This is a genomic window from Yoonia sp. GPGPB17 (assembly GCF_037892195.1).
Lineage (GTDB): Bacteria > Pseudomonadota > Alphaproteobacteria > Rhodobacterales > Rhodobacteraceae > Yoonia.
The window spans coordinates 107675-120858 of sequence record NZ_JATACI010000005.1 but is presented as its reverse complement, the minus strand read 5'-3'; the positions used below and the strand labels follow the sequence as shown (position 1 = coordinate 120858).

Annotated in this window: 13 protein-coding genes and 1 pseudogene; 7 read left to right on the top strand and 7 right to left on the bottom strand. The window is 53.4% G+C overall.

Annotated elements, in window-relative coordinates:
* The 4 genes and pseudogenes from QTO30_RS21980 to QTO30_RS21965 form a co-directional block, all read right to left on the bottom strand.
* Positions 1-455: pseudogene (locus QTO30_RS21980) on the bottom strand (C4-dicarboxylate ABC transporter); the annotation flags it as partial.
* A gap of 101 nt (positions 456-556) precedes the next feature.
* Positions 557-1378 carry a pyrroline-5-carboxylate reductase gene (gene proC / locus QTO30_RS21975; protein WP_340426315.1) on the bottom strand — a complete coding sequence of 274 codons (822 nt, stop codon included), beginning with the start codon at positions 1376-1378 and terminating at the stop codon, positions 557-559.
* Positions 1375-2349, bottom strand: a complete 975-nt coding sequence (locus QTO30_RS21970) for an aminotransferase class IV (protein WP_340426314.1) — start codon at positions 2347-2349, stop codon at positions 1375-1377. The genes proC and QTO30_RS21970 overlap by 4 nt, the downstream gene beginning before the upstream one ends.
* An 80-nt stretch (positions 2350-2429) precedes the next feature.
* Positions 2430-3422, bottom strand: coding sequence for a TAXI family TRAP transporter solute-binding subunit (locus QTO30_RS21965; protein WP_340426313.1), 993 nt, complete (start codon positions 3420-3422; stop codon positions 2430-2432).
* 340 nt (positions 3423-3762) lie between these two features.
* Between QTO30_RS21965 and QTO30_RS21960 the strand changes: the two genes are divergently transcribed.
* Positions 3763-4500 (top strand): GntR family transcriptional regulator, encoded by a 738-nt coding sequence (locus QTO30_RS21960; RefSeq protein ID WP_340426312.1) that lies wholly within the window; start codon positions 3763-3765, stop codon positions 4498-4500.
* 330 nt (positions 4501-4830) lie between these two features.
* On the opposite strand, the gene QTO30_RS21955 is transcribed toward QTO30_RS21960, so the two are convergent.
* Positions 4831-6213, bottom strand: a complete 1383-nt coding sequence (locus tag QTO30_RS21955; RefSeq protein WP_340426217.1) for an IS1182 family transposase — start codon at positions 6211-6213, stop codon at positions 4831-4833.
* Positions 6214-6959: 746 nt separating this feature from the next.
* Here QTO30_RS21955 and QTO30_RS21950 point away from each other — a divergent pair.
* The 6 genes from QTO30_RS21950 to QTO30_RS21925 all read left to right on the top strand — a co-directional run bounded on the left by QTO30_RS21950 (position 6960) and on the right by QTO30_RS21925 (position 11683).
* Entirely contained in the window at positions 6960-7751 is a 792-nt protein-coding gene (locus QTO30_RS21950; protein WP_340426319.1) for a GAF domain-containing protein, read from the top strand.
* A 43-nt stretch (positions 7752-7794) separates the two neighbouring features.
* Entirely contained in the window at positions 7795-7905 is a 111-nt protein-coding gene (locus QTO30_RS21945; RefSeq protein ID WP_340426311.1) for a helix-turn-helix domain-containing protein, read from the top strand.
* Positions 7906-8034: 129 nt separating this feature from the next.
* Complete coding sequence (adh, locus tag QTO30_RS21940) at positions 8035-9555, top strand: aldehyde dehydrogenase (protein ID WP_340426310.1); 1521 nt, start codon at positions 8035-8037, stop codon at positions 9553-9555.
* A gap of 64 nt (positions 9556-9619) precedes the next feature.
* Positions 9620-10036, top strand: a complete 417-nt coding sequence (locus tag QTO30_RS21935; protein WP_340426309.1) for a DUF779 domain-containing protein — start codon at positions 9620-9622, stop codon at positions 10034-10036.
* 505 nt (positions 10037-10541) lie between these two features.
* Positions 10542-10829 (top strand): transposase, encoded by a 288-nt coding sequence (locus QTO30_RS21930; RefSeq protein ID WP_340426288.1) that lies wholly within the window; start codon positions 10542-10544, stop codon positions 10827-10829.
* Positions 10830-10852: 23 nt separating this feature from the next.
* Positions 10853-11683 (top strand): IS3 family transposase, encoded by an 831-nt coding sequence (locus QTO30_RS21925; RefSeq protein ID WP_340426287.1) that lies wholly within the window; start codon positions 10853-10855, stop codon positions 11681-11683.
* On the opposite strand, the gene QTO30_RS21920 is transcribed toward QTO30_RS21925, so the two are convergent.
* Entirely contained in the window at positions 11680-12111 is a 432-nt protein-coding gene (locus tag QTO30_RS21920) for a GNAT family N-acetyltransferase (RefSeq protein ID WP_340426308.1), read from the bottom strand. The two genes, QTO30_RS21925 and QTO30_RS21920, sit on opposite strands and share 4 nt — an antisense overlap.
* A gap of 20 nt (positions 12112-12131) precedes the next feature.
* Complete coding sequence (locus QTO30_RS21915) at positions 12132-13184, bottom strand: FecCD family ABC transporter permease (RefSeq protein WP_340426307.1); 1053 nt, start codon at positions 13182-13184, stop codon at positions 12132-12134.

Sequence of the window (13184 nt, the reverse complement as noted above, 5' to 3'; positions counted from 1 at the left end):
CCAAGCGCGCGTCTAGCAGCCTCGAACAGAAGAATAAGACCGATCAATGCCGCAACCTTGTCGGTATCATCGGCCACGCCGCCAGACCGGACGATTTTTTCATAAAAGAAAAAACCGTATAGCGCGATTGACGACCCAACGATTGCCAACGTCCAATCGACTACGGGCACATAGTGACGCGGGCTTGATTTAGAGGCCGGATACGCCATGAACGCCAAAAACACGGCAAAGCCTAAGTGGATCTGCCGGGAGTTATTGATCCAGTCACCCGGAAGTATCTGGTTTGCAACTGGCGACGCCAACAGGACCTGAAACACAGACCAAACAAGTGCTGCTGTCGCAATGAGCGTTCCAATCCAGTTGTTCGGATTTCTTGCACCTGCGTCACTGGCCGCGACAAGTTCCTGAAGCTCTTGTTCGCTCAGTTTATTTTCTTGGTCCGCTGATTGCGTCATGTCGTGTTCTCCTGTTGGTTCGAAGACCGGTGATGGGGAGAGGCGTCACCGGCCTTCTATCGGGGTGCTTTTCGTTCCCCGTGGTCGTAATTGGACCCTTTTCAGCGGGCCTCCTGCGAAAGCTCTACACTTCGGTTGAAGGCAGCTTGAGCTGTTTCCAGAATGAGTTGGTCAATGCCCGCGTCTTTTGCTTGTAATTTTTCTAACCCTGCGGCGGTCGTTCCGTTGGGAGAGGTCACCTGAACCCTGAGTTCAGCAGGTGTCTCAGTGCTTGAATCCATTAGCTTGCCACTTCCACAAACCATCGCGCTTGACAGTTTTTGCGCAATGTCATCGCGAAGGCCCAATTCTGTTCCCGCCCGAGCCAAAGCCTCGGTCAAAGCAAAGACATAGGCAGGACCGGAGCCTGAGATTGCAGTAACAGCGTGCATTTGCGGTTCGTCATCCAAAAGCACAGTCTCACCGACCGCCCGCATCAGCATATCTGCAAGGCTCACCTGATCCGGCGAAGCATGCAGATTCGGAACTAGCGCAGTCATCCCTGCGCCAACTGCGGCAGGCGTATTCGGCATTGTGCGCACGACGGGTGTGTTTGGACCAAGAAGGTTTTCGAAAGCCGACATGCTCGCACCTGCGGCAATGGAAACGAAAAGGGTTCCACCCCCTCCAAAATCACGCAACCCCGGAATAGCTTTGGCCAAAACTTGCGGTTTTACGGCAATGACCGCCACAGAGGGGGCCGGATCAACATCTATGTTCAGGTGCAACCCAATAGCTTCAAGTTCGCGCAGCCAGTCTGACGGATTTGGATCAAGAACTGTTACCTGATCTGGCGCAAGACCAGCCGATAGCCAACCACGAAGCAGGGCGGAGCCCATCTTTCCGCAACCGACAAGCAGCAGGCTATTGGTTCCGATCTTCATGCGCCGCCCTCGGCGAGTTTGACCTTTTCAGGTGCCGCCCTTGCATTCTGCTTGAATTCTGAAACGTTTGCTTGAACCAAATCCTTGTAGAGTTCTCGCAAGCGGCGCGTCATTGGTCCGGCCCCTGAATGGTCGCCAATAGCCTTACCGTCGATCGAGGCAACGGGTGTCTGCGCCCCAAACGTTCCTGTTAGAAAGGCTTCGTCGGCTCCATAGGCCTCATAGAGCGAATAGTTCTTTTCACGTACCGGAATATCGTTGGCATGACACAGATCAATAACCTTTTGCCGTGTTACACCATTCATACAGTAGTCCCCGGTTGAGGTCCAAACCTCGCCGCGCCGCACAATAAAGAAATTGCATGCGTTGGTCGTATTCACAAACCCATGTGGATCAAGCATCAAGGCCTCATCAGCTCCGGCCTGTTCGGCCTGAAGGCTGGCAATTACGCAGTTCAGTTTCGAGTGGCTGTTGTATTTGGCGTCCTGACTCATTGGAAGGCCGCGCACCTGCGGGACAGTCGCCAAACGAATGCCCTGGTTTAGAAGGCTGTCGGCAGGTTTCGAATGTTCGACAATCGCCGTCACCGTTGGTCCGGAGCGTGACAGGTTAGGATGTTGGAACGGCTTCACTTTCGGGCCGCGCGTGACCATCAAACGACAATGGGCATCTGACGTGATATTGTTCGCCGCAGCTGTCGCATTTAGGGCCTCAAGAATTTGCGACTTAGTCATCCCAATGTCGATGGAGACCGATTTGCAGCTGTTAAAAAGCCGCTGCATATGTTCGTCAAAAAAGGCCCAGACGCCATTATAGAAGCGCACGCCTTCCCACATTCCGTCCCCCAGCATAAATCCAGAATCGTAGACAGATACCAATGCCTGATCCCGCGGAACTATTTTGCCGTTAAGGAAAACCTTGATGTCCTGATTGCGCTGATCTTCTTGGGCGTCATGCGTGCTGTGACTCATAAGTTTCTCACCAGATTTAGAGATATTATTGGATTGGGTTCTCAGGGCGGCACGATTTTGCCGCCCTGAGACGGGGTTTCTTATTCGATCAGACCTGCTTCACGGAAATAGCGTTCGGCACCTGGGTGCATCGGCGCGGACAGGCCGTTAACCACCATTTCCTCTTGCTTCAGATTTGCGAAAGCTGGGTGGAAAGACGTAAACGTGTCAAAGTTCTCGAAGACGGCTTTGACCATCACGTATACTGTCTCTTCCGGGACATCCGACGTAGTGACAAATGTCGAAGGCAGACCAAATGACGGTACATCTTCGTCAACGCCGCGATACAGACCGCCGGGAATGGTGACGTTACCATAGTACGATTGGCTGGCAACCAAGGCATCAACTGCGTCACCTGCTACTGGAATAATGTTGATGTCACAGGTCGTTGCAGCCTCAAGCACGTTCGCAACTGGATTTCCGGCGACCATCAGGAAGGCGTCAATGTTGCCGTCGCAAAGTGCAGCGGACTGCTCGGCGGATTTCAATTCCGTCACAAGACCAAAATGATCCATATCCCATCCAAGCGCGCCCACGAGAACTTCTGCCGTTCCGCGTGTACCGGAGCCAGGGTTGCCAAGGTTGACTGTTTTCCCGGCCAAATCGTCTAGAGACTGGATGCCAGTGTCCTCGCGCGCGGCGATGATCACTGTGTCAGGGTGAAGCGAGAACAGTGTGCGCAGTTTGTCATCAGCACCACTATCTTCAAAAACGCTGGTGCCGTTCATCGCGTGAAACTGCCAGTCGGATTGTACAATGCCCATTTCCAGTTCGCCGTTGCGCATCGTGCGAAGGTTGTAGACCGATCCGCCGGTACTTTCGACGGAACAGCGAATGCCGTGCTCTTTGCGGTCTTTGTTGACCAATCGACAAATTCCACCGCCAACTGCATAGTAAATACCGGTTACGCCACCGGTACCGATTGTCAAAAATTCCTCAGCCTTCGCAGCGGTTCCGCCTGTCATGAAAGCCGCAGCACTTAGCGCAACAACGCCGGGACGAAGCTGTTTGCGGAGCCAGTCATATGTTTGCATTTTGATCTCCCTGATCTGTGTTTTGATCTATCCTCATACCGGTCAATGACCGGATGAGATTGGTTTCACTTCAATGAGGAAACGTGTGGATTTGCGCGATTCAATGCATCGGGCTCAGCCAGTCCCCAATGATGTTGACCATATCAGAGATTCACGAATTGTCGACAATTTAAAAAATCGTCGACAAAACGACTATTTCCTCACAAAATCTTTCACTGTCGACAATACTAAGGTTTGCCTTCATACTGAGCTTGGTAGACAGCAAAGACGTTCAAATAGGTTCGGAAGGATCTGAGCCAACCTGGGTCCGGCGGGGCTGCAAAACAATCGACGCGTTTATGTGTGCTTCACTGGCGTCGCAAAGAAGCGAGACTACAGCATCCAAAAGCTTGCAAATGAAACAGCAATCGTAGGTTCAGCCGATCCTCTGAAGGACCAAGCTCTTGAGCAGCTTCAGGAGTTGATTGTGACGGGCGAATTGGAACCCGGGTCCAAATTACTTGAGACCCAAATTGCATCCCGGTTGGGCGTTAGCCGGGCCACATTGCGCGAAGCAATGGCGCGGCTCAACGAAGTTGGACTACTGGTCTACCATCCGTATCGTGGAACATATGTTCGGGGACTATACGTCTCTGATCTAGAGGAAATCTTTTCGTTCCGAACAGGCCTTGAGAAGATGGCGTTTCAATTGTGTTGGAACAAGCGCAATCTGGTCAATCTTGCTGATTTGGAGATGCGAAATCAGTACCTGTCGAAGTGCATTTCCGATAATGACGCATATGGTGCAATCGTAAGCGAATTACACCTGCATAGTTGGTGCTATGAGCTGTCGCAACACAAGCTCCTGTTTCAAGCATGGGAGCGACTGCGGCCGAACTTGCAATTTTATTTTGCCCTTCACCAAAAAGCACATGGCCGAAGCGGCCCGCAGCGCAAATCTCATGACACGTATATAAACCTCGCTAAGGGAGACAGCCTTGAGCATATGTTGAACCATCTCGACGACCATATGCAGCAAGGGCTTGAGACGACGAAGAGCTTCCTCAGCCGGGAAAGTGACCTGCCGCCCAATAGATGAACGCAATTTGTGTGTCATCAGTTTGGAGTCTGAATTGTTGCGACAAAGCCAGGCACAAGTCGTTATCGTCGATGCAAATCCATCATCAAAGCCAGCAGATGCCATTCCCGGACCAAGGCTGCTTGTCTACAATCGACTCGTGCAATGCGCACGACGCAGCCTTTCGTGCGATTGCAGTGAATGAATTTATAGTCCCGCGACATGCTTGTCTGACCGCTCTGCGGCGAAAGCTTGGTCTCGGTTGATTTTGTTGAAAAACTCTTTGGTTTCAGCCTGTCGAAGTCGGCTATCGCGTTGATTTATTTTGAACGTCCCTAGGTCGACCACCTTTTATCCGGTTGCGGTCACCATTGGCTTAAGTTTGGCCAATTTCCGGAGGTTTTGGGCGGTGGCGGCGAGGGTAAATTCGTCCTGGACGCCACATGGGCCACGTAATCGGAGCCTGCCCAATCCAAGGATACGTTTGAGATGTGCGAAGAGCATTTCGACCTTCTTGCGTCGGGCCTGAGCCTTCGGATTGAACTCCGAGGCTGTGCAAACTCGGGCAAAGTCTCTGACAACTTCATATTTCTCTCGATGAACCGAACGCCTTTCAGCGTTAGGGCAGCACTTTGCCTTCAGCTCGCATCCTGTGCAGTCTGATTTCAATGCTCGATAGTTTCTGGATTTCCAAACTGGCGCATTCCGTTTTGGATCGGAATAGGTTCGCCAGGTGTGCCGCATCTCTTTGCCGCCAGGGCAGATGTATCGGTCGTTCTCATCATCCCAAGTGAAGTCGGACCGCGAGAAGGTGCCGTCCTTGCGTTCACCTTTGTCAAAGACTGGGATGAACGGCAGGATTTGCCGCTTCAGTGTCAACCAAACCAGATTGTCGGCGGCACCATACGCGGTATCAGCTGCAATCCAGTCAGGCTTTATGCCAAAGCGCTCTTCGGTGCGGTCGAGCATCTTGCGCATTGCGCCTACCTCGGCGGTTCTGTTCGAGCGGCTGGCATCCACATCAACGATGATACTGTGATCTGTATCGATCAGATAATTGGTAGAAAAAGCAAAGAAAGCGGGGCCTTTGCGTGCGGCAGTCCATTGGCTGGCGGGATCGGCATGAGCCGTAAACTTGGGCTTGGTCGTAGTGGCTGCACCAAAGGCTTCGTCGTTCAGCGTGTCGAGGTATTCCCGCACTGCGCGCGGTGCATCTTTGGCGTCACCTATGCGGGCTGCCCAATCACCTGGGTTGCTGGAGTTTTGTTTTTGGACATCTGCACTGATCAAACTGGCATCGACGGCAAATCCTTGGCCACCTACCAACCCTTCTTCCATGCAGCGAGCGACAGTCATTTCAAATACGTGACGTAGAAGGTCACTCTCGCGAAAGCGTCCGTGGCGGTTCTTGGAAAAGGTCGAATGATCCGGGATGCGGTCACTCAGGTCGAGGCGGCAGAACCAGCGATAGGCAAGGTTCAGATGAACCTCTTCGCACAACTGGCGCTCAGAGCGGATGCCAGAGCAATAGCCCACTAGCAACATCCGGATCATCAATTCAGGATCAATGGATGGGCGCCCGGTGTGGCTGTAGAAATCTGAAAGGTGTGACCGGATGCTGCTCAAGTCAACGAAGCGACCAATCGACCGCAACAGGTGGTTTTGGGGAACGTGATCTTCCAGCGAAAACTCATAAAACAGTGCTGCCTGCGCCTCCTGCTTCGGTCCCATCATCGCCAGATCTCCCAATCAATAAAGGAATTGAATCAGCGATTACCCCTTCGATCAAGCAAGAGTTTTTCAACACAATCGGTTCCCATCAAAACGAGGCACTTGAATGACCGGTCTGACGACGTCGGCAGCAACGCAGCGACTAGCTCGCCGCACTTGCAAATTAATGCTGCGTCAACGAAGGGCCAAAATCAAAAGTCAGGTTTGTCCGCACCTTACCTGTTACGCTGCGATCTTGCGAACGGCCGTGATTGCCCTGTCCGGTCCTTCGACCGTGCCGCGGCGGATTCAACAAGAGAGCCCAAAGTCACCGATGTTGCGCCACGTTCAAACGGCCGCGAAAGGCAGAAAACCGACATTCCCCATTGATTGTCGGCAGGTCAAAAATGCACCTATTGGCACTCCCGGAAACCGCCAGCTTGACGCGAGGGATTGTCTGGGTGTGGAATGAAGAAAAATTCTATGGCCATATGCAGTGGGTCAGTACGACTGGGTAACCTGCCTTCTTTCCTCAATTGTTTGTCTACAGACCCCACTCGCGTGATCCGCAACGTGATCCTTATCTCTTTCTGCTGGGGAGAATGCGCAATTTCAACTAACCCCCTAACCAAAGTCGAGGCGTAACCATTACAGACAATTCACAACCCAACTGTCTCATTTCCGAGACATAACAGTTTTCCTGTTGGTAATCGCTGTTGAAATTGCGCCAATGAGCCGTCTCCTAAACCAGAGGAGAATCGGTGACGCGCATGAAACACTCGGAGAAAGTCATAGCATCTCTTGAGTCAAAACAGTCAGCTGCGCGCAGCCGGATCGCTGCGTCGTGGCGTCGGTCGTTTGAACATCATGGCCTCGACCCCAATACCAGACGAGAACAAAATGTTGCCACCGAACACGAGTTACTATTGCTGCGCGAAAAAGCCGACGATCTTCTTCACATTGCCGCCTGCCGCATAGACCAACTGTTTGGACTGGTCGGTTCATCGGGATGCACCGTGGTTTTGACCGATGCGGCAGGGTTCATTCTGGATCAACGCAGCAACGACGCGGATGCAGATGACTTCGTCAATTGGGGGCTGATGCAGGGCGCCAACTGGAGCGAGGGCAGCCAAGGCACCAACGGGATCGGAACCTGCATCGCCGAAGACCGCCAAGTGATCATCCACCGCGACCAGCATTTCTTTGCGAAAAACACTGCCATGAGCTGCATCGGATCGCCGATTTATGGCGCCCAAGGGGAATTGATCGGCGCGCTCGACATCTCTTCTGCGCGCATCGATCAGACCGAGAACCTGAACAAATTGATCGCCGCGAGCGTGGTGCAGACCGCGAAACAGATCGAAACTGAGACTTTCAGGGCTGCGTTTCCCAATGAGCGTGTGGTGATTGCCGCAGACACGACTGTAGATCAAAGCGCCTTGGTTGCGGTGGATTCCAACGATTGCATTGTCGGAGCAACTCGTGCTGCGCGAAAACTGTATGGCTGGGTAGAGCGATGGGGATATCAAGCCCGTCGCGGCAACGGACCTTTTTGTCGATAACGCGCAGCATCGTGGCTTTAGCCGGGCCGAGAAGGCCGCCGTGATGAAAGCGATCATCCGCGCCGACGGGAACATGTCCGTCGCCGCCAAAGCGTTGGGGGTCGGGCGAGCCACGCTTTATCGTCGGATGAACCGATTGGGCATCAAGCGCTAACACCATAGCTGACTTACCTTTGGACTGTCTCGCAGTTGAGACAATTGCCAAAGACATTGGACTGCCCCCACTGGAGCGGTTTTTGCACTTCGTAGAAGTTGCATGGCATCGTGAAAGAGGAGGATTACGATGAACGAGATGACACAAGCCCAAGCTGGGTTCACATCACCTTTCAAATCAAAATATGACAACTTTATTGGAGGAAAGTTTGTCGCGCCGCAAAGGGGAGTGTATTTTGACAACGTCACACCGATCACTGGTGCGGTTATCAACCAAATCGCGCGTTCGGATGCATCTGACGTCGAAGTGGCGCTTGATGCGGCACATGCTGCGAAAGACGGATGGGCGAAGACCTCTCCGACAGAGCGGTCAAACGCGCTTTTGAAGATTGCCGAAATCATGGAAGCCAACCTTGAATGGCTGGCAACCTGTGAAACATGGGACAACGGCAAGGCCATTCGCGAAACAATGGCAGCAGATTTGCCTTTGGCGATCGACCACTTCCGGTATTTCGCGGCCTGTATTCGTGGCCAGGAAGGCACTATGAGCGAGCTGGACGACGACACCGTCGCCTATCACTTCCATGAGCCTTTGGGCGTCGTCGGGCAGATCATCCCGTGGAACTTCCCACTTTTGATGGCAGCTTGGAAACTGGCCCCGGCTCTAGCGGCAGGCAATACGGTTGTCATCAAGCCCGCCGAACAGACACCGGCAACCATCATGGTTTGGGCAGAGCTGATTGCAGATATCCTGCCAGCCGGCGTTTTGAACATCGTCAACGGCTTTGGTCTTGAAGCGGGCAAGCCTTTGGCACAATCAAACCGGATCGCAAAGATCGCCTTTACGGGTGAGACAACGACCGGCCGTTTGATAATGCAATACGCGACCGAAAACCTAATCCCAAGCACGTTGGAGCTGGGTGGCAAATCGCCAAACGTGTTCCACAAAGACATCATGCGCGAAGACGATGCTTTCCTAGATAAAGCCATCGAAGGTTTCGTGATGTTTGCTTTGAACCAGGGCGAGGTTTGCACCTGCCCATCGCGTGCACTGATCCATGAAGACATCTATGACGCCTTCATCGAACGCTGCATCGCGCGGACCGAGGCTATCGTCACTGGCGATCCGCGGGCCCAAGGTGTGATGATGGGCGCGCAGGCCTCATCTGAGCAAAAAGAAAAGATCATGTCCTACTTCGACATCGGCCGCCAAGAAGGTGCCGAGGTCCTCATAGGAGGGACTGCGGCGGATTACGGCGGCGAATTGTCCGGTGGGTACTACATCAAGCCAACGATCCTGAAGGGCCACAACAAGATGCGTGTGTTCCAGGAAGAAATCTTTGGCCCGGTGGTGTCTGTGACAACATTCAAGGACGAAGACGAAGCGCTCAGCATCGCCAATGACACGCTTTACGGCCTTGGTGCCGGTGTCTGGAGCCGCGATGTCAACCGTTGCTACCGCTTCGGTCGAGGCATTCAGGCCGGTCGCGTTTGGACAAACTGCTACCACGCCTACCCTGCGCATGCGGCATTTGGTGGCTATAAGCAGTCCGGTATCGGTCGTGAGAACCACAAAATGATGCTGGACCATTATCAGCAAACCAAAAACATGCTGGTGAGCTATAGCCCGAACAGACTAGGCTTTTTCTAAGGCATCTATTTTGATCCCGGCAGTACCACGCTGCCGGGTTACACGTTGGGAGGAGACGGCCCGCATGGGTACGGAAACAAACACTATTCGCTGCGTCACAGATGATGCGTTGCCGAATGAATTGAACTTTGGTCAAAGGGTCACTGCAACAGACGCAGCTCGCGCATTTCTTGCCGAAATCAAGGCCGATCACGGAGAAGTACTTTTCCATCAATCGGGGGGATGTTGCGATGGGTCTTCGCCAATGTGCTACCCGAAAGGTGACTTTAGGATCGGCGCGAGTGACGTAAAGCTTGGAGAGATCAACGACACGCCCGTGTACATCTCAGGTCCGCAGTTTGAGGCTTGGAAGCATACGCAACTTATCCTCGACGTGGTGGAAGGTCGGGGCGGGATGTTTAGCCTGGACAACGGACGCGAACAAAGGTTTTTCATAAGGTCCAGAGTCTTTTCAGAAGAAGAAATTGCGGCTTTGACCTAAGCGATGCCGCGCCGGTATGAAAAGGTAAATTCTATTCTGCCGCTGCCGTCGTCTCTATCAAAAGATCATTGCATCGCTATAAGACGGCGTCGAGCAACGGGCGGAAAGCGCCAAGACCTGCCATTCGTAAAGAAATGACAAAAGGCGACTTTGTCTAAGGTTTGTGGCTGCTGTCGGCGTAAGCTGCAGCGGCGACAAATCTGACAAGGAGGAAAGCGCGGGAGGGTTTTGGTGCTATGGGGATAGTGGCTCGAAGCTTGGTCGGCCGATGGCCTGACACTGGCAGTTGACGCCTCCTAACAGTATCAATCGACTGAACAGTATCAATCGACTGATCAGTCTGTGCCGATAGCGTGGGTCGGTAATTTTTCTGTCGCCATTGGCCTTCTGTAGCGCGTGTTTCGAAGTATTGACCACAACGATTGGACCGGTGCCTGCGGATGGTGGAACTGTCTTGGCCCCCTAAGACTGTGCCACTATTTGTAGACCAAGGGAGTTACGAAGAATGGCACGGAAACGGTATTCGGATGAGGATGCGCTGAAAATACTGCGCGAGATCGATGTTCATTTGCACGATGGTCTGGATGTTGTGAGCGCGTGTCGCAAAGCAGGTATCTCGGACAAAACCTATTACTATTGGCGCAAGAAGTTTGGTGGTCTTGGTCGCCCGCAGCTGTCTGAGATGAAGGCACTGAAGAAAGAAAATGAGCGACTGAAGAAGATTGTCGCGGATCTTCAATTGGACAAATTGATCCTGAAGGAGAGCCTCGATTATTTAAAGCCGAAGGTCTGACGATTGATGGGTTGCGTCAGGCCGTGATCCACACCCGTCAAAAGCTGAATACATCGGAGCGCCGAACCTGTTCAGTTTTAAATGTGTCGCGTTCCAGCTTGCATTACAAAGCCAAGGCCCAAGATGATAACGCGTTGCGCTTGGCGGTGGTCCGTTTAGCCAAACAATATGGGCGATACGGGTATCGTAAAATCACCGAGCTGCTGCGGATCGAAGGCTGGCATGTTAATCACAAGAAAATCGAACGTTTATGGCGCGAAGAAGGGCTCAAGCTGCCAGAGCGGCACAAAAAGCGGCGGCGCCTTTACCACAAAGACACCTCAGTCATTCGCCTTCGCCCGACGCATGCCAACCACGTTTGGGCGATAGACTTCGTTCACGACAAGCTGAGTAACGGGCGTGGCTACAAGATGCTGACTGTCTTAGATGAGTTTACCCGCCAAGCACTGTGCGTTGAAGTCCAGGAAAAGATGAATTCTGATGATGTTTTGGCGGTCATGCATCGCTTGGTAATGAAGCATGGGAAACCTGAATTTATTCGTTCCGACAATGGCGGCGAGTTCGTAGCCGAACATCTTCAGGCGTGGCTTAGAAAGGTTGGCATCAAACCGATCCAAATCTATCCAGGCAGCCCTTGGGAAAACGGGTACAACGAGCGCTTCAACGGCATCCTTCGCCATGAAGTCCTAAACTCAGAATGGTTCCACAGTGTCAAACAAGCACAAGTCGCGATCAATACTTGGCTCAAAGAATACAATCACATCAGACCCCATCACGCGCTCGGAATGCGACCTCCAGTACCAGAAACCTTATTAGAGAAATCCCAAATTAGTGGCTCTGAAATTGGGGGCTAGACAGTTGCCGGATCGACAATGCCAACGATACGCTCAAAGCTACCGCTCAGTTGTGTTGCGCAAATCAATCGATGTGCGGCTTCAGTTGCATATCCTCGACCCCAAACACTCTTTAACAATCGAAAACCGATTTCGGCGTCGCCCGTTTGAACTCTCGCAAGATCCTGGGTTAAGCTGACGTAGCCGATCACTTGGTTGTCATTCCTTTGTTCAATTGCAAGACAGCCGGGCAAAGCACTTTTGGGCTGTCGCGTTGTGGCACGTTGCAACCACGTCATCTGATCGTGCTCGTTCAGCGCGCCGTTTTCACTGAACTGCATGACGTCTGGGTCAGCCAGCAACAGGTGAATTTGACTAATATCACTGATGTCCCAATGTCGAAGGCGCAGACGTTCAGTCTCAAGTGATTGCGTGTTTGGTGTCTGCATCAGCCTAATTTTGCAACACGCTACGCCTGACGTCGGCTTAGAAGCCAAACAAAGAAGATTCCACCGACGAGGCCGGTAACGATGCCGATTGGCATGTCTTCCGGGGCCATAATGGTACGGGCTGTGATATCCGCCCAGAGGAGGAAGATCGCACCGAGAAATGCTGAAGCGGGGAGTACCCGTCGGTAATCACCGCCGACCAACATTCGGGCCACATGGGGGACCATCAAGCCGACAAATCCGATAATGCCCGAGAAGGCGACCATGACGCCGGTGATCAGAGCGCCCGCAATGAAGACGGATAGCCGGAAGCGGGCGACGGGGATGCCGAGGGTTGAGGCGGTCTCATCCCCGACGGTCATGGCGTTAAGTTCGGTGGAGCGTGACAACAGCCAGGCGCCGCTGGCGACAAGGACGACTAGTGGATAAATCAGCTGGCTCCACTGTGCCAGGCCCAGCCCGCCCAGCATCCAGAAGACAACCACATGGGTCGCTTTGGGGTCGCCGAGGAAGATCAGAACGTTGGCGCAGGCCATGATGATGAAGGATACCGCGACACCGGCCAGCACAAGGCGATCCGCGCTCATTGCGTCGGCAAAACGTGAGACGCCCAGAACGATGGCTGTTGCTCCCAGCGCCCCGACGAAGGCCAGGAGCGGAACGGTGAGGAGGCCAATGAACAGACCGGTGTGCAGGAGTGCCAGGATGGACCCGAAAGCCCCACCCGAGGAAATACCCAACAGATGCGGATCTGCGAGCGGGTTGCGCGTGACGGCCTGCAGGCTTGCGCCCACCATTGCCAGACCCGCCCCGACCATCATCGCAAGGATCGCCCGTGGAAAGCGGATCTCCCAGACGATGGCCTCGTGCCCCTGGCTCCAGGTTTGCTCGATCAGTCCCGGGCTGATCTTTTTCAGAAGGATGCCCCAGACCGTTCCGAGTGGGACAGGGACCGCCCCGACCGATACGGCAAAGGACAGCGAGACCAACAGTAGGGCAACCGCACCCAACAGAACCGATGACACACCGACGCGAGGGCGAACCTGAGGGTGAGCGCTGGTGGCCTCGCTCAT

What these genes read in the sequence shown, in the direction of transcription:
- proC (WP_340426315.1), bottom strand. Translation starts at nt 1,378, where the DNA reads ATGAAGATCGGAACCAATAGCCTGCTGCTTGTCGGTTGCGGAAAGATG.
- QTO30_RS21970 (WP_340426314.1), bottom strand. Translation starts at nt 2,349, where the DNA reads ATGAGTCACAGCACGCATGACGCCCAAGAAGATCAGCGCAATCAGGAC.
- QTO30_RS21965 (WP_340426313.1), bottom strand. Translation starts at nt 3,422, where the DNA reads ATGCAAACATATGACTGGCTCCGCAAACAGCTTCGTCCCGGCGTTGTT.
- QTO30_RS21955 (WP_340426217.1), bottom strand. Translation starts at nt 6,213, where the DNA reads ATGATGGGACCGAAGCAGGAGGCGCAGGCAGCACTGTTTTATGAGTTT.
- QTO30_RS21950 (WP_340426319.1), top strand. Translation starts at nt 6,960, where the DNA reads ATGAAACACTCGGAGAAAGTCATAGCATCTCTTGAGTCAAAACAGTCA.
- QTO30_RS21945 (WP_340426311.1), top strand. Translation starts at nt 7,795, where the DNA reads ATGAAAGCGATCATCCGCGCCGACGGGAACATGTCCGTCGCCGCCAAA.
- adh (WP_340426310.1), top strand. Translation starts at nt 8,035, where the DNA reads ATGAACGAGATGACACAAGCCCAAGCTGGGTTCACATCACCTTTCAAA.
- QTO30_RS21935 (WP_340426309.1), top strand. Translation starts at nt 9,620, where the DNA reads ATGGGTACGGAAACAAACACTATTCGCTGCGTCACAGATGATGCGTTG.
- QTO30_RS21930 (WP_340426288.1), top strand. Translation starts at nt 10,542, where the DNA reads ATGGCACGGAAACGGTATTCGGATGAGGATGCGCTGAAAATACTGCGC.
- QTO30_RS21920 (WP_340426308.1), bottom strand. Translation starts at nt 12,111, where the DNA reads ATGCAGACACCAAACACGCAATCACTTGAGACTGAACGTCTGCGCCTT.
- QTO30_RS21915 (WP_340426307.1), bottom strand. Translation starts at nt 13,184, where the DNA reads ATGAGCGAGGCCACCAGCGCTCACCCTCAGGTTCGCCCTCGCGTCGGT.